The organism is Paenibacillus sp. S33 (genome assembly GCF_053615415.1).
Map to the genome: position 1 here is coordinate 1,047,844 of NZ_JBSIEZ010000001.1, position 16,838 is coordinate 1,064,681.

General features: G+C 46.9%; 14 protein-coding genes and 1 pseudogene. 9 read left to right on the plus strand and 6 right to left on the minus strand.

The features are described from left to right. Positions 1-99 precede the first annotated feature (99 nt). Entirely contained in the window at positions 100-864 is a 765-nt protein-coding gene (gene aroD / locus ACWGXJ_RS04900; RefSeq protein ID WP_069291181.1) for a type I 3-dehydroquinate dehydratase, read from the plus strand. Positions 865-968: 104 nt separating this feature from the next. Here aroD and ACWGXJ_RS04905 read toward each other — a convergent pair whose 3' ends face one another. After that, complete coding sequence (locus ACWGXJ_RS04905) at positions 969-1,541, minus strand: shikimate kinase (protein WP_029517614.1); 573 nt, start codon at positions 1,539-1,541, stop codon at positions 969-971. Between the two features lie 555 nt (positions 1,542-2,096). Here ACWGXJ_RS04905 and ACWGXJ_RS04910 point away from each other — a divergent pair. The 3 genes from ACWGXJ_RS04910 to ACWGXJ_RS04920 all read left to right on the plus strand — a co-directional run bounded on the left by ACWGXJ_RS04910 (position 2,097) and on the right by ACWGXJ_RS04920 (position 5,025). After that, positions 2,097-2,789, plus strand: a complete 693-nt coding sequence (locus tag ACWGXJ_RS04910; protein WP_061830632.1) for a pectate lyase — start codon at positions 2,097-2,099, stop codon at positions 2,787-2,789. A gap of 145 nt (positions 2,790-2,934) precedes the next feature. Next, positions 2,935-3,972 (plus strand): aminoglycoside phosphotransferase family protein, encoded by a 1,038-nt coding sequence (locus tag ACWGXJ_RS04915; RefSeq protein ID WP_196765462.1) that lies wholly within the window; start codon positions 2,935-2,937, stop codon positions 3,970-3,972. 54 nt (positions 3,973-4,026) lie between these two features. Then, the gene (locus tag ACWGXJ_RS04920; RefSeq protein ID WP_025721310.1) at positions 4,027-5,025 is read left to right on the plus strand and encodes a glycosyltransferase; all 999 of its coding nucleotides are present in this window, start codon (positions 4,027-4,029) and stop codon (positions 5,023-5,025) included. Positions 5,026-5,379: 354 nt separating this feature from the next. Here the strand turns inward: ACWGXJ_RS04920 and ACWGXJ_RS04925 are convergent, their stop codons facing one another. From ACWGXJ_RS04925 to ACWGXJ_RS04935, 3 genes and pseudogenes are all read right to left on the minus strand, one after another. After that, positions 5,380-5,532, minus strand: a complete 153-nt coding sequence (locus ACWGXJ_RS04925; RefSeq protein ID WP_250267512.1) for a hypothetical protein — start codon at positions 5,530-5,532, stop codon at positions 5,380-5,382. A gap of 19 nt (positions 5,533-5,551) precedes the next feature. Next, positions 5,552-5,725 (minus strand): annotated as a pseudogene (locus ACWGXJ_RS04930) (hypothetical protein); the annotation flags it as partial. Between the two features lie 174 nt (positions 5,726-5,899). Beyond that, positions 5,900-7,108, minus strand: coding sequence for an MFS transporter (locus tag ACWGXJ_RS04935; protein ID WP_452566311.1), 1,209 nt, complete (start codon positions 7,106-7,108; stop codon positions 5,900-5,902). Between the two features lie 216 nt (positions 7,109-7,324). Between ACWGXJ_RS04935 and cysK the strand changes: the two genes are divergently transcribed. After that, positions 7,325-8,248 (plus strand): cysteine synthase A, encoded by a 924-nt coding sequence (cysK, locus tag ACWGXJ_RS04940; protein ID WP_028542041.1) that lies wholly within the window; start codon positions 7,325-7,327, stop codon positions 8,246-8,248. Positions 8,249-8,379: 131 nt separating this feature from the next. Beyond that, entirely contained in the window at positions 8,380-9,357 is a 978-nt protein-coding gene (locus ACWGXJ_RS04945) for an aldo/keto reductase (protein WP_446675684.1), read from the plus strand. A gap of 155 nt (positions 9,358-9,512) precedes the next feature. Here ACWGXJ_RS04945 and ACWGXJ_RS04950 read toward each other — a convergent pair whose 3' ends face one another. After that, positions 9,513-10,313, minus strand: a complete 801-nt coding sequence (locus ACWGXJ_RS04950) for a WYL domain-containing protein (protein ID WP_452566312.1) — start codon at positions 10,311-10,313, stop codon at positions 9,513-9,515. Beyond that, positions 10,288-11,613 (minus strand): helix-turn-helix transcriptional regulator, encoded by a 1,326-nt coding sequence (locus tag ACWGXJ_RS04955; RefSeq protein WP_336078166.1) that lies wholly within the window; start codon positions 11,611-11,613, stop codon positions 10,288-10,290. Before ACWGXJ_RS04955 ends, ACWGXJ_RS04950 begins: the two co-directional genes overlap by 26 nt. Positions 11,614-11,929: 316 nt before the next feature. On the opposite strand from ACWGXJ_RS04955, the gene ACWGXJ_RS04960 reads away from it, so the two are divergent. From ACWGXJ_RS04960 to ACWGXJ_RS04970, 3 genes are read left to right on the plus strand one after another with little or no spacing between them, the layout of a single operon-like run. Then, positions 11,930-12,748 (plus strand): nucleotidyltransferase domain-containing protein, encoded by an 819-nt coding sequence (locus tag ACWGXJ_RS04960; RefSeq protein WP_452566313.1) that lies wholly within the window; start codon positions 11,930-11,932, stop codon positions 12,746-12,748. Between the two features lie 21 nt (positions 12,749-12,769). Next, positions 12,770-14,224, plus strand: coding sequence for a 3' terminal RNA ribose 2'-O-methyltransferase Hen1 (locus ACWGXJ_RS04965; RefSeq protein WP_452566314.1), 1,455 nt, complete (start codon positions 12,770-12,772; stop codon positions 14,222-14,224). Next, positions 14,221-16,830, plus strand: a complete 2,610-nt coding sequence (locus tag ACWGXJ_RS04970; protein ID WP_452566315.1) for a polynucleotide kinase-phosphatase — start codon at positions 14,221-14,223, stop codon at positions 16,828-16,830. Before ACWGXJ_RS04965 ends, ACWGXJ_RS04970 begins: the two co-directional genes overlap by 4 nt. Positions 16,831-16,838 lie beyond the last annotated feature (8 nt).

The following is a 16,838-nucleotide window of genomic DNA, read 5'->3' on the forward strand; positions in this document are numbered from 1 at the left end:
CGACAGGACCTAATCATCTGCATGCTTATTCAGAATGCGTTATACTATGAATTATTGTACATGTTCGACTTGAAACTGTAATTTGGGAGTGAGATAGAGATGGCTAAAATCGTAAAGGTGAGAGATGTTCTGATCGGTGAAGGAGCGCCAAAAATTTGTGTGCCCATGGTGGGAGAAACGTTGGAGCAGTTGAAGGAAGAGGCCACTTATTTGCGTACGCTCGACCTGGATATCGTGGAGTGGAGAGTCGATTTTTTCGAGCATGTGGAGGATTTGAAAAAGGTGAAAGCTGCCTTACATGAAATTCGGTCTATTTTAGCAAATATTCCGCTCGTATTTACGTTCCGTAGCGCTCGGGAAGGCGGAGAAAAGGAAATCAGTGCGGCGAGTTATGTGGAATTGAACCGTACAGTAGCCGAAACGGGACAAGTTGAACTTATTGATGTAGAGCTTTTTAATGAGGAAGCTGATGTGAAGACGCTGGTAGAAGCAGCACATAAGCATAACGTATATGTGATTATATCTAATCATGATTTTCATAAGACGCCGTCGAAGGAGGAGATTGTGTCCCGGTTACGCAAGGCGCAGGAATTAGGAGGCGATCTGCCTAAGATAGCAGTGATGCCGACCAATACAGCCGATGTTCTCACTTTGCTGGATGCCACACGTACCATGGCAGAAGAGCATGCAGATCGGCCGATTATTACGATGTCGATGGCGGGGAAAGGTGTCGTGAGCCGCCTGACCGGAGAACTGTTTGGTTCGGCTCTGACCTTTGGTGCTGCTAAGAAAGCTTCCGCTCCGGGGCAGATTCCTGTCACTGAACTGAGAGAGATATTGACGGTACTGCATAGCCATTCTTAAAAGATGGATAGCATTACTCGCCAGTCAGTAATATATTCGTAGTGAACCAAAAAGGAGGGCCCCATGCGGTAAGCATGCTGGAGCCCTCCTTTTTGGTGTAACTCTTAATTCAATCCCCGAGTAGGTTCATATAACTCCCAACCTAGATTCAGCGTTTGAATAATATAGTCTGCGACTTCTTCCGCATCCAACTGATCCGTATCGATCTTGGAGTGATTCACCGCGTAAATGTCCTGTCTGGAACGGAAAAGATCCTCAATTTCCCCTAAAGTCTTGTTTTGTAGATTGGGGCGGGTGTCAATCAGCATCTTAAGCCGATCTTTCCAGGAATCCCAATTCAAATCCAAGAAGAAAACAATCGATGAAGCCAAACAAGCTTGCTTCACCTCTTCCTGTAAAAATGCACCACCGCCAACGGAAATGATTTTAAGGCGTGTGTTGCTGCACAACTTCAAAATATGCTCTTTTTCAATCTCACGGAAACGTTTCTCTCCATAAGTTTTGAAAATCTCGGTTGTTGGCATGTTGTACTCTTGTTCAATCTCCTGGTCAATATCCACGAAATCGCGATACAGCTTGCGCGCTAGATGGGAACCGATTGTTGTTTTACCTACACCCATAAAGCCGATGAGCACAATATTTTGTTCTTTTAATGGAATCTCACTATTGTTTTGCACGATAACCACTCTTTTCTCACCAGTAATGTTGAGATGTAACGCTTCAAAGCACTAAATACATTATACGTTCATCCAACGTGTCATTCAATAGTATAGATCACATCAAAAATAAGGTATAGGACGGAAAAGAGCTTGTGAATACCATTATAGTGATCTAGAGTAAGTCAACGAGACTAGATATTCAAGTCTTGTAATGCGTAAATTGCTGAAAGGCAACTTTGTACAAGTATAAAAAAGGCAAAATTGTGTACTTAATTGAAAAAAAGCATGTATTTTGCCGAAAAATATATTGAAATTACTGGAAGTAGGATTATAATAGAATTATACAAATTGTAAATGTAATCGCTCTATTTACAATTTGTGTGTACCTGAATTTATAGAATGTAGTTACTTTGAACCAAAAACCAAGTATACATATGCAAATAGTATAATAATGCTTTATAGACATGTATCGGTCAATGGGTTCATTGTACGAAGGTGGTGATACGGTCTACGCGTTCTAGTCAACGAAGAATTGGAACAATAAAAAAGTATCTACGAGAGGGATGAATTGAAATGAAAACAAACACAGCTAAAGTATTGAAAAAGGGAATCAGTATCGCTTTATCAGGAATGTTGGTCGCTTTATTTGTCGGCAATTATTCTGCACATGCAGCACCAGAAGTCGTTCATAAGACCATACTTGTTAAAGCTGGAGAAGTATACGATGGTAAAGGCAAGACTGTAGTGGCTGATCCCGATACCTTGGGAGACGGAAGCCAGAAAGAGGCTCAAAAGCCTATTTTCAAGCTTGAAAATAATGCAACTCTGAAAAATGTGACCATCGCTGCCCCTGCTGCGGATGGTGTGCATGTATATGGCAACGGAACTATTTCCAACGTAACGTGGGAGGATGTAGGTGAAGATGCCTTGACGCTTAAAGAACCAGGCACGGTAAACATTACGGGCGGTGGAGCGTTCCATGCGTACGATAAAGTATTCCAAATTAATGCCGAAGGCACGATTAACATTAAAAACTTTAGAGCCGATGATATCGGAAAGCTGGTTCGCCAACTTGGGGGCTCTACATTCAGAGTGAATATGACTTTGGATAACTCGGATATTTCCAATGTAAAGGACTCGATCCTGAGATCGGATGGTCCTAACAGCAAAGCTAAAATTACGAACACTCGTTATCACAATGTGAAACAATTGTTCAAAGGCTTTAAGTCTGGTAATACGAGCGAGTCCGGCAATACTCAATATTAATCGGTATAGAATAGAGTAAGGATAGGAGTATGGATGTGATAAGGGGCTGCCAACAGGTCGCGTGATCTGCTTGGGCAAGCCCCTTTTTGGGTACAGCGAGTTCCCCCAAGATGATCTGGGCTTCGTTCGGAACGAGGACTATGATATGATCGTGCTATTACATTTTATACAAAAAAGTTGGGTGGCTATGAATCCTTTTCATCAATATGTGAATGTTGACGGCACCTTAAATGATACGCTGGTGCGGAATCGTGAGGTTTTATATACAGGTACGAATGGCCGGCATGTGGAACGTTTTTACGTTTCCTCCTCTGAAAGTTATATATTTAAACCGCTAACCAACGATGGTCAGGAGGGGCGTGAGAGATGGGTATATGAGCATGTGCTTCCTGCGTTATCACCGATCTATCCTCGATTGCTAGCCTGGTCTGATGCAGGTGCGGATGGCGGAGGAGAATGGATGGTTTTTGAGGACCTTGGTTCGTTACATCATCTACACGCAGACGAAACTTTATTGCGAGCTGTTGGACTTGTTGCATGGTGGCATGCTTTGCCGACGGATCGTTTTGCTGGGATGCCGTTACGGGGACCAAAGCCACTTATTCAGGAGATGGTTTCCGAGCTATACACGCGCAAGCCGGATGTGTTAAAGCTTTGCAGCTCACTGGGTTTATCTAAGCAACAGATGCTGCGTATATATGTACAGCTAGAGCATGTATCTTTTTCACAGCAGCTTGTACTGTCTCATGGTGATCTTCATCCGGGGAACTATGCGCTGAGCGGGGAACGGCTTATGGTACTGGATTGGGAGCATGCTCATCTGAACACACCGCTGTGGGATGTATATCACCTGATCGACATGTCCCATCCGTTGTTTCCCCGACGCATGACGTCCGAATTGCGTATTCGTATGCTGGACACATACGTGGAGCAGCTGGAGCTGTTAGGGAAAAGAGTGGATCGAACGGCATTTATGCTGGAATATGGCATGTTTGCGGTGGTATTTTCGCTCTGGATGCTGTTGTTAATCACAAGTGATTTGCAAAGGATTGGAACGAACCTGCATAGAAACGCCGACAATTGGTCAAAAGAGCAATTAGAGTCCCAGTTGGATGAAACGTTAGCCTGTTTGAACCAATGTGCAGCAATGATGGATTGGGGACAAGCCCAACAATGTAGATAGTAGCTTAAGACATAGACTGTGTTTAGTAAGCCAAAGAAAGTAGGGAATATATCCATGAAAAAAGTCGGTTTAGTCATGAGAAAAATACAATTTGCTGAAGCACAGGGTCCACGTATTTTTGCAGAGCGTCTGAAGCAAATTGGGTTGGAATTGGGGGTGGACATCGTATTTGTCTCACCGGAGCGCCATGTGAGTAGCCATGACTGGCTTCCGGGCTATGAGCACGAAAAGGGCGACCTGGTCAACTATGACGTCGTACTGGACCAACTCCATGAGCAGCAGATTGAGCACGTTATTTATACGGTATCTGGCTTTACCTATTTGAATATGTTTTTTAAAAACAGCGTGCTTTTTCCGCATAGTTTTCCTGATCCGGCGCTTACAGGCTATGAGATGATGAAGCCTTTTTATCAGATCGTGGACAAGGCTATTGTACAGACTGCCTTTCTCAAGCAGGAGATGGCTTCGAAGTTTGGCGTAACCGATGTGACAGTCATCCCGATCGGATTTAATGAGCGGCTGGTGGAAAAGCATTTTGATCCCTCGCAAGTGGTAGAGAACCGGGTGATGTGGATTGGTAGAGATGAGGAGAACCGACGTCCGGATTTGGTGCTGGAGTATGCGAGGCATAATCCTGACAAGGATGTCTATATGGTATTTGGCGGTGAACGCTACAAGGAAAGTATGAAGAAGTACGATATCCCGGACAATGTTAAACTTCAATTTGCGTTGACGCAAGATGAGGTATTTGCACTGATGAACACGGCGAAGGTGTATTGGAGCTGCTCTAAATTCGATACATTCGCAATGCCGCTGACCGAAGCGCTCGCTATGGGGAAAATCGTCGTGAAGCCAGAGCATCCTTGCTATGGACATATCAGCTCTACGCATTCTTTTTCAGGGAATGAGAAAAACTGGTTCGAGCTGGTCAATATGGCTGCCGCCTCACCGCGTCGGGTTTCTACAGAAAATCAGGCATACGCCATGGAACAGTTTTCAAGTCAGGTGATGAAGCAGGGCTATCGGGACTTTTTTGATCATTGGTTAAGCTGAACGGCGAGGCAAAATACTATGGTTGCAACAAGCGTCTGAATGTCCAGAGTGAAATAAAAATAACCCGCAAGGGGGTCACTTTTTTAAAAAAATGTCCATCTTGCGGGTTACGGTTCATTGTGTTTTTTCAAAATGGCTTTGTAGTGTTTGCAACCAGGTTGCGCCTTTTATTGGCGAATTCTTTGACTTATCGTTTGGACTTTACTGGAACTGGGGTTCCTTTTTTAAATCGAGTCGGTCTTCTCGGAATTCTGTTAATGCCGGAGTCCTCCGATTTGGAAGGTAACGCTCTACGAGTTGTCTTTGTTGACAGTAAGCTTTGGTTGGTTCTGCTAAACTCAACAGTGTAATTGTCTACAGATGAATCAATGGCAAGTCGGCGCATCCCCACTCGTCTGGATGATCCTCTGCTATCGTTCCAACACCAATGAAAATCATGGCTAGTATTTCTCGGAAGCCGTGTGCGGTACGTGCCACGCCATGTATTTCTGGAGTGATCTTCAGCATAATAATAGAATGTGGTTCCCCCTACAGACCCGCTCCATATTTCTCTCGTATCACCAGGCTCTAGCCGATACCAGCCCATTTTAGAATAATTCATGGGATGACAGTCGGAATCAGGATAAGCATAGGCAGCATAGATCGTGTTACTCGTGTTGTTTGTAAAAAAAAGGCTCATCATACACACTTCTTTCCTCATAAATTGGTATTGCAATGCATACTATGAGGAATTTAGAAGAAGAGAGTGGACAATATCTCTCAATCTATGAAAAATGAACCAATCGTTTACGTCCAACTTGCTGTTTTTAGAGATATGCCGCCATTTATTGTTCTCCGGTTGATAGCTGTACACTGTCCAACAAACAGAACGATTCTATGACTGTATCTCCGCTGTTGCTTCAGTATGAGCCGTCTTACGATCCACAATGTAGCTAACTATCATGAGTAGCAGACCGCCGACAGTGATTAGCGATGCAACCCATGGAATAGCGACTAGCCCCATTTGATTAATAACGACTCCCCCGATAAAAGCGCCGCCTGCGTTACCCAGATTCAATGCGGAATGACTGGAGGTAGAAGCAAGCAAAGGAGCCTCATAGGCCAGATTCATGATGCGAACCTGAATACCCGGCATGATGCCGAACGCAGCAATGCCCCAGATAAAGACGGTAATGACGGCCAATACCTTGCTTTGAAGCGTAAATGTCAGAATGGCCAAAATAATAGCCAGTACAGCATAGTTTGCGATCAGAGATGGAAGTAGTCTCCAATCCGCAAGCTTGCCGCCAACGATATTGCCAATCGTTACCCCTAGGCCAAACAGGACGAGAATCCAGGTAATGCTATGTTCGGCAAAGCCACTAATGTCCGTAAGCAAAGGCGTAATGTACGTAAAGACAGTGAACAGACTACCACAACCGACTGCACCTGTGAGCAGCATCAGCAGCACTTTTGGATTAAACAGGCTTTTGACTTCTTGTTTGAGACTGGAAGGCTTGTCCTGGTGAATTACCGGAATGTAACGAATGATACCAAAGAGAGAAATCAAGCCGATGACCACAATAGCTCCAAAGGAAGCACGCCAGCCGAGTTGTTGTCCGATAAAGGTTCCAAAGGGCACACCAATAATGTTCGCCACGGTCAAACCGGTCAGCACCATAGAAATGGCACCCGCGCGCTTGTCAGGACGAACCAGTCGGGCAGCGATTAGGGAACCGGCTCCCAAAAAGGTTCCGTGCGATAATGCAGTAGCCATACGGGCCGCAATCAGAAATTCGTAATTGGGAGCAATGACGGAAAAAAGATTGCCTAAAATGAATATGGTCATGAGTAGGCATAGCAGCTTTTTTTGCGGAACCTTATGGGTTAATACAGTAAGCACAGGCGCACCAATGGCTACACCAAGCGCATAACTGGTGATTAACTGCCCGGCTTGCGGAATCGTAACATGAAGATCATGGGCTACATTGGGCAGTAGTCCCATAATGACGAATTCAGTCATGCCGATGGCGAAGGCACCAAGGGTCAACCATAGCAAGGAGGGGGGAAAGCGATTTGCTGTCATATTTTGTTGATTACTCATAAGTGTCTTGTATCCTCCTGGAAAAATAGTAATGCGAGTATATCATTACAGGCGATATCTGGCGACCTATTTTGCAAGAATTTTACATACTAAGTTGATGAGTTTTATGTAATTTACAAAAGCGACAGGTAGGAAGGAGCCAAGTATGTTATTTTGGTAGTATGATATTAAGATCGTAAATAACGCTGTAAGGAACGATCTAAGGAGGATACAACGATGGCACCTAAAGTGGTACATAGTATTACAGATTTAATAGGAGATACACCTTGTGTAAGACTCCAACGGCTCACAGGGCCGCAGGATGCGGAAGTGTATGTGAAGCTGGAGTATTTTAATCCAAGCGGCAGTGTTAAAGATCGGGCGGCGGGCAACCTGATTGCCGAGGCTGAAAAGGCAGGACATCTAAAGCCGGGAGGCACCATTATTGAGCCGACGAGTGGCAACACGGGAATTGGTCTTGCGATGAATGCGGCAGCCCGAGGTTACCGTGCAATTTTGGTGATGCCCTCGAATATGACGAAGGAACGGATCAATATTTTGAAAGCCTACGGGGCTGAGGTCGTACTGACACCAGCGGAAGAACGGATGCCAGGAGCGATTCGCAAGGCACTCGAACTGGGGGCTGAAATTGAAGGGAGCTTTATCCCGCATCAATTTGAAAATGAGGCCAATCCCGATATCCACCGCACGACGACGGCACTGGAAATTTTGGAACAGACGGAAGGGAAGCTGGATGTGTTCGTCGCTTCTTCGGGAACGGGCGGTACCATTACGGGAACAGGTGAAGTGCTACGTCAGCATTTGCCGGATCTGCGGATTGTTGTAGTTGAGCCGAAGGGTTCGCCAGTGCTATCTGGAGGAAAACCCGGTCCACATAAGCTGGTTGGCACCAGTCCAGGCTTTGTTCCCACCGTGCTGAATACGGAAGTGTATGACGAAATCGTGCAGGTTTCCGATGAGGATGCGATTGCAATGACACGGGCGATTGCTGCCCAGGAAGGGATTCTGGTTGGTCCCTCTAGCGGAGCTACGATATGGACGGCGATTCAGGAAGCGCGGCGTTTGGGAGCAGGCAAACGGGTACTTTGCATTGCCCCGGATACCGGAGAACGTTATCTGAGCATGGGGATATTCGGATAAAAGATGTGGATGGAGACCAAAGTGGAACACGACCGTAAGTAAGTGGTAAAATAGGTGTGTGATAGCGGTTCCACAAACTATTCATATGTGGATGAAGCAGAGAATATTTTGAGGGTTGAAGGAGGAGCAGCATGAAGATTATGCCTTTACAGAAACGTGGAATCTCCGATAGTCGGCTGGCGCTCGGTTGTATGCCTTTTGGTGGAGAATGGAGCCATGCACCGTTTACGCAGGAGCATGTCGTTGAAGCGGAAAGAGCTGTAGAAGCTGCACAATCCATTGGGATTACGATGTTCGATCATGCGGATATCTATCGTATGGGGAAAGCGGAAGAGATTTTCGGCCGGATTTTAAAGGGACAGCCGGGCTTGCGTGAACAAATCGTAATTCAGTCCAAATGCGGCATTTTTCTGCCAGATGGTACGCTCCCGGGCCGCTTTGATTTCTCATATGCTCATATTATGGAGTCCGTGGATGGTATCCTGAAGCGTCTGGGTACCGAATATTTGGACATCCTGCTGCTGCATCGCCCTGATCCGCTGGTAGAGCCGGAAGAAGTAGCGAAGGCGTTCAGCGAGCTTAAGACATCTGGCAAAGTACGGCATTTTGGCGTTTCCAATATGAATGTAAGCCAAATTCGGTTTCTGGAACGGAGCCTAACGGAGCCGCTGATCGCTAATCAGCTGGAAATGAGCCTGGCCCATCTGCATTTTGTAGATCAGACAGTACATGTGAACCAGCAGGCAGGGACAAATGTACATTTTGGCGAAGGTTTGATGGAATATTGCCAAACCGAGGATATTCAACTCCAAGCCTGGGGACCGCTGGCGCAGGGACGTTTTAGCGGAGGTTCTTTGGAAGGGGCGCCTGAACATATCGTTAAGACGGCAGAGCTGGTGCAAAAGCTAGCTTCTGAAAAGGGAACGACACGTGAAGCGATCGTCCTTGGCTGGCTTATGAAACATCCGGCACGGATTCAGCCTGTCATTGGCAGCGCCAATCCTGAACGAATCAAGGCATGTCAGGATGCGGAACGCCAGAGCGAGCTGATGACCCGTGAGGAATGGTATGAATTGTATGTCAGTGCGCGCGGACAAGCCTTGCCATAAACTCGTACTTCGGACCCGTTTGTTACAGCAGGCGTATGTGGATGTAAGTGTATGACCTTGTTTATACGAACTGTTTAATAAGGCCCTCCCTTCGTCTCATTAACAGACGGAGGGAGGGCCTATTTACATGGATGCATCTCATATTGCCTCAGTAGCTATTCCTCTTCGTAGCGTGCAAGGGCCTTGGACGTTGTTTCCTTCATTCGTGAGATCAGCCGGGAGCCTTGGACGACCTTGACACGCTTGCCAAGGAAACGGATTTTGGATAGCACGTATTCACATTCGTCTGCCTGGAAGGTGAGCGTAATACGATAGGTATCTGTTTCCTGAACATATTCGACCTCTTTTTCAAAGCAGGAAAAAGCATATAAAATACGGGACATTTCACCGTTGTATATGGGAATAATTTCGATGATGCCTTGCTCTTTGCGCGACTCCAGTATACCGAGTATACGTTGGGTGAATTTTTCGGCCTCTTCGGGTAGAAGCTCATCTTCCGTGATGTTCACGATATTAGACAGCTTGGTAGACATGAGCGCGCGGTGTCTGCGGTTATACCACAGCAGGCTCCATTCTTTTTTGACCATGGAGAACTCCAGCTTATATGGAAAACCGGACATTTGCTCATGCATGCGTCCGTTGCGCAGTTTGTAGGTCATACAGACGCCTGAACGGGACCGCAGAATGGGACGCAATTCACGCAGGAGTGGATGATATACCGAGACAGCAGGGATACCTGCTTTTTCCCGCAAACTTCCATCGGCCTCCAGCGGCTCGTCGTCTGTGAGCATCTGCCGAAGCTTATCAAGCGTAGACGGGGTGAAAGCCTCTATTGCTGCCGAGTCTGTCAGCATAGATTGGAGCCAGACTCTTTCCTGTGATGTGGTAGCAAAAGCGCCCGATTCATCCAGCCGAGAGACGATCTGATAGTTAAATATTTTCTCGAACAGGCTCATAATAGGCTTGCAGCTCCTTCCATTCCTGTCTGAATTCCTTACGCAGCCGCTGGGGCTCCAATACCTCACAGCTTGATCCGAAGCTGCGAATCCACGGCTTAATCTCGGTGATTCCATTCACTGTGATTTCATAGATAAAGGATTCACTTTCTTCCTCTGCAATCGTACCCCACTGTCCCTGTGACAGCACACGTTCCCGAATAAAGTTGCGCTTCGCGCCCTCAGGATTAAAAAAACGTACCCGTACCTTCACAGGACGACCGGTATCAACAAGCCAGCTGTACCGCATTTTTTCTTCCAACACCGCTAGCAGATCGGCATGAAACTGCTCTGGTACAGGCTTGCCCTCCACCAATTGAGTCATGCCCTCCATACGAAACTTCATGATTCCTTTACCGCCTACATGACCAAGAACATACCAACGTCCATATTGATGATCATAGATGACTTGCAGGGGCAGAATGGTATGTTCACGGCCCTCCGTCTCTTTTTCAAACAGCGGGTTTGTGTTCTGTGACCCGTACATGCTTCGTTTGGATGTCGAAAAATATAAAAAAGTTACACAGCGACGTTGCCGAATGGCATGCAGAAGCGGATGAATATGGGCTTCGTCCAGAATGCGTGAATAATAGTGGTATTTATATAAAAAAGGTTCAATCATATCCCGATCTCCGGCTTGACGGCGCATAGCTTTTTTTAGATGATCTCGCAACAGATATCCCTGAACAGAGGGAAGCTGGGTGTTGGCCATAATGTCTACAAAATCATATAAGTCCAGTAATTCCTCGTCCGTCAGTCCTGTCACCAGATCGTTGCGGACAGCATAGCGGTAAGGTCTGCCGCCGGGCTCCTTGCGAACCACGCCCACTTCGACCAGATATTTCAGATCGGAACGAATCGTTTTTTCATCTGGCAGCGAACTGTCGGAAGGCAGCCCGTTGCAGCAAGCATCCAGCAATTCCATAGTGGTCAGAGGCTGTGACTGTAGCGCTGTCAGCAGAAGAGATAAGCGGACGCTTTCTGATTCCTTGAGCGATTTGGCCCGAAACAGGAATAGTAGTAATGGATCAGCGGATTCGTAATAATTAAAGCGCAGCATCCCATTAAAATCATGTCCCTGGTCCTCAGGCAACTGTTGTTGTACGGATTGGACGATTTCCTTGAGACGCCGGATTGTTTTATCAAAGGTATGCACTGAAATGCCCAGTCTGTCTGCAAATTGCTGCCGATTATAAGCGCCGCTGGTCAGTGTGAGCATGCGCAGGAATTGAATTTCTTTATCAAAACTCTCTCTCGCCATGATGCATTCCCCGTTTCTGTTGCCGTTCTCCGAAAGCAAGTATCCCTTTATTCTAACAGGGAAGGGATACAGGAAAAAGGGAATTTGTTCATCTTTGTAATACTTTCACCATGTTCACGACTTCCAAAATAAAGCATCATAGGGATATAAGATAGCACGATGAAATAAGAAGCAATACATAACAGAAGGGTGATGCAGCATGTTTGGACGGGAGAGGAAACGGCTATGCGTCTTCGCCGCTTATTAATAGATGAAACGGATGAGTCGATTAGAGAACAGATTCGGGAAATACTTTAATGATAAGGGAGGGAACAACATGACAGATGTGAAGCATGGGCAGGGTTTCATTCAACCAGAAATGCGCGAAACGATTTTGCGTGAGCTGCGCGCGTTGGAGCAGGAGGAGCAAATACGTATTATATACGCCTGTGAATCAGGCAGTCGGGCATGGGGGTTTCCTTCACAGGACAGTGACTATGATGTACGATTTATCTATGTAAGACCCATAGAATGGTATTTGTCTATTTTTGATAAGCGGGATGTGATTGAGCGGCCAATCAGCAATTTGCTGGATATGAACGGCTGGGATTTGAAAAAGGCACTCCATTTGTTTCGCAAATCCAATCCGCCTTTGCTGGAATGGCTGCAATCTCCGATTCCCTATCTGGAGCAGTATTCAGTGGCTGACCAGATTCGTGCGATATCGCCGTTAACCTTCTCTCCGAAGTCCTGTATGTTCCATTATCTGAATATGGCGCGAGGAAACTATCGGGATTATTTGCAAGGAGAGCAGGTGAAGATTAAAAAGTATTTTTACGTGCTGCGCCCCCTGCTGGCCTGTGGCTGGATTGAACGTTACAACAGCATGCCTCCGATTGAATTTGGAGACTTGCTAGAGGAATTAATTCCGTCAGATACAGAACTTTATCAGGTGATCGGGCATTTGCTGCAACGTAAAAAAGCGGGCGAGGAACTGGATATTGAGCCACAGCTTTCGGTGGTGAATGATTTTATCCAGCAGCAAATTGCTTATTTTGAACAAAAGGCGCCCTTGCTTCAGCATGTGGAGAGTGGACGGGATCAGCAGTTGGATGATTTGTTCCGCGCTGCGGTGAATGAAGTATGGAAAGCATAAGCTGGGAAGGAGAAGTGGAGTATGCACATCACGCTAAAAGCAACCGGAACCCATGCAGGGATGATTTCGCATTTGCTTGCTAAGAATCCTTACAATACGTATGATCGCACAGAAAAAGGCGCACGTGTACGCATGGTGTACACCGTTTTTACCGAGGAAGAGGCTGAGATCGTCATTCAGGCCTCGCCAGATTCGATTGATTTGGTCAAAAACAGTCCAGACAGCTATGACATTACACAATATATTAATGACCGGGAGTTTGTAACCAGCAGCTTATTTTGCACTTATATTCGTGGCTCGCTTGGCACGGCCCTGAACGGCAAACCCAAGGAAGACTATGTAGGATGGGTGACGCACCCTTTTGCGCTGGAGTTATCGTTTGGGCCCGTTGCTTCGGATTTGCCGGATTCTGTGGTGGAGGGACTATTTGCTCCGCTGGGCTATCAAGTGGCCATAGAACGAGGGGAAGCGGACTATTCTTTTCAGCTAAAAAATCGAAGCACCGTCAGATATGTCACGTTAAGTGGTCATCAGACGGTGCAGTATGCGCTTCGTCAGTTATTGCTGTTGATTCCGGTGTTGGATAATTATAAGCACTACTATATTAGTGAAGAAGAGTTTGACAAGCTGAGACGTTACGGAGAAGGCTGGCTGCCAGAGCATCCACTACGCGAGCTGATCATTCGACGCACGCTGCGTTTTACCAATCTGATTGAGCAATTTGAGCAATCTGATTCTGCTGAAACAACAGGTACAAAAAAATACATTGAAAAGGATACTGTCCAAGCTCAAAAGGATAAGCACGAACAGGTTCAACAGCAAGAACAGCCACAGGAGGAAGGGAAGCAACAGCCTACTGTACGGCTGAATGAACTGCGATATCAAGCCATTATGGACGTGATTCGCAAGCTGCCTCGAAGACAGAAAATCGTAGATTTTGGTTCAGGGGAAGGGAAGCTATCGGCTCGGATGACCCGAATGACAGGCATTGAAGAGATTTGGGCTGTCGAGCCGTCTGCGTATGCACAGGTGAGAGCCATGGAGCGTTTTGCCAAGCTGGAAAGGCATGCCGACGCGATCAGCCCTACACCAATGATGGGCTCTCTCTTTTATTATGATGAACAATTGCGGGGCAAAGATGTGATGATTCTATGTGAGGTCATTGAGCACGTAGATGAGCATCGTCTAAACCGGGTGATGAAGACGATTGTGACGGAGTATCAGCCGGGCGTGCTGATCGTGACGACTCCCAATCGTGAATATAATGAAGTGTATCGTATGAATCAGCAAGAGCTACGGCATGGCGATCACCGTTTTGAATGGAGTAGAAGCGAGTTTCAGGAACGATGTGAGCAGTGGATTGCGGAAGCTCCTTATTCGGTAGCGCTGAAGGGGATCGGAGAAGAGGTCGAAGGCTTTGGACAACCGACCCAAATGGCTATATTTACGCGCAGAAAGGAGCAGAAGGAAGCATGAGCAATTCATCCAAACGTACGATTCATTTACCGCATGCTGGACTGGTTGTGTTGGTTGGGGCCTCCAACAGTGGCAAAACCACATTATTGGACAGGCTGGTGAGCGAAGGGATTCTACTGGAGACAGAAGTGGTATCCTCGGATCATTTTCGCAAGCTGGTCGGAGATACGGAATTTATAGACTGGAGTGGACTTCCAAGGCTGGAATCGGACGTACTGCTCTATGAGTATCAGCAGATGTCAGCCAAGGCATTTGAGGCGATGGATACGATTTTGGCTATGCGCTGTCGCTTGAATAAGCTGACGGTTGTGGATGCCACCCATTTGTATGCTGAGGATCGTCAAAAATATGTACAGCTGGCAGCCAAGGCGCATGTTCCTGTTATGGCCTGGGTACTGGATGTACCCGAAGCTGTGCTGCTGGAACGGGATTTAGGCAGGGAGCATCCGCGTGGCCGCCAACGGGTCAAGCAGCAGGCACAGCTGTTAAAGCAGAACCTGCGTGGTATCCGTGAGGAAGGCTTTAACGCTTGCTATATCCTTAAGGATGTAGAAGAAATGAATTTTGTTCGCCGTGCGCAGCCACTGTTTCATGAGATTGGCTCAGGTATTGATATCATTGGTGATATCCATGGGTGCTACCGTGAGATGCTGGAAGTGATAGAGCAGCTAGGATATACGGAAGATACGGAAGGACTATACCATCATCCAGATGGCAGAAGACTGGTATCTGTCGGGGATGTGATGAGCCGTGGCCCAGAATCGTTACAAGCGGTGCAGTTCTGGAAAAAGCACGTGGATGCCGGACTAGCGTATATGATTGACAGTAATCATGGCTGGAAAATCGGCCGTTATCTCGATGGAAGAAAGGTAACTCTCAGTCATGGGGATGAACGATTTGCAGAGGAACTGGCCCAGTATGAACAAAAAGCGGGCAAGGTAGCGGCGGAACAGCTTAGAAGCGAGTTGAGGGATTTTCTGCTACATGCACCCTCTCATCTTATTTTTGGCAGAAATGGATTGCGACACGTGGTCGTGGCTCATGCCGGGATTAAGGATCATTTTATTGGCAAACAGTCGGCACGTATTTCTGATTATTGCCGCTATGGAGATACGGAGGGGCAGGATGCGAACGGAAAACCGATCCGCAAGGATTGGTTCGTAGACCATGAATCGGGAGAAATAGTAGTATGGGGACATGATCCGAGACCACAACCTACCCTTGTGAATCAGACGGTGAATATTGATCAGGGTGTGGTGTTTGGCGGTATGCTGACCGCTTATCGTTATCCGGAAAAGGAATTTGTCAGCGTTCCGGCACATGAGAACTATGCGAATGATCCCGATAGCCCACTTGTCCGGTGGCAGAGAAAACGGTTTTCCCCGCCGAATTTACGCAAGCTCATCGCTGGTTACAGTGTACTGACGGAATCGTATGGCGAAGTGCGCGTACAAGGAGAATGGATTAAATCCGCTATAGATACCGTGTCACATGTGACTGTACCCATGGAGGAGCTGGTGTATATTCCACCGACGATGAGTCCTGCTCCAGCGGTGTCTGCAGAGGCAGGATATCTGGAGCATCCACGTGAGGCGCTGGCTTATTATCGTGGGCAAGGAGTACAAACGATGGTGGCCGAGAAAAAACATATGGGTAGCCGGGCTGTTTTGCTATTATTCAAAAACGAACAGGCCGCTGTTCAATATGTAGGCTACCCGACATTGGGCACGATCTATAGTCGGAGCGGGAGAGCTTTCTTTGAACAAAGCCTTGGGAAGCAGGTGCTGGAAAAGCTGAATGTGGATCTACAGACGGCTGGATATTTTGATCGGAACCAGACGGATTTTGTGTTGCTGGATGCGGAAATTGTACCGTGGAATCTCAAGGCTCGGGAACTGATTGCTGCACAGTATGCGCATGTGGGGGAAGCAGCTCTGCTGGATCGCAGTAAGCTGGTAGACAAGCTGAAGCAGGCAGAGGTTGCAGGCCGAGAGGTTGGAGACTGGTTGGAGGAAATGGAACAAAAGTACGCGAATGCTGTAACGTTTCAAGAGGCTTTTCAAAAATATTGCTGGGATGTGGACGGTCTGGATAAAATTCGTATCGCACCGTTCCATACGCTGGCACACAGCGGAAAGACTTTTTTCGACCATTCTCATATTTGGCATATGGAGCAAAACCGGGAGCTGGCTGGGCTGTCTTCCCTGTTTATGGAGACAGAGTATCGCGTGATTACGGACGAAGCAAGCGAGGAAGAGGTCATTCGCTGGTGGAACGAGATGACAGAGGATGGTCATGAGGGGATTGTGATCAAACCGGAACGCTTTTTGATGAAAAATCGGGACAAGATGATTCAGCCTGCAATCAAGGTGAGAGGCCGCAAGTATTTGCACATCATTTACGGTATGGATTATCTTGCACCTGAGAATTTAAAGCGTCTGAAGCAGCGTCGAACGAACAAAAAGGAGCGTCATGCCCTGATGGAAGGAGCGCTTGGTATGGAAGGCGTGGAACGTTTTGTCCGCAAGGATACGGTAGATCGTATTCATGAATGCGTCCTTGCCGCGCTATCTCTGGAATCGGAGCCGATTGATCCGAGATTGTAGTTTGCGAA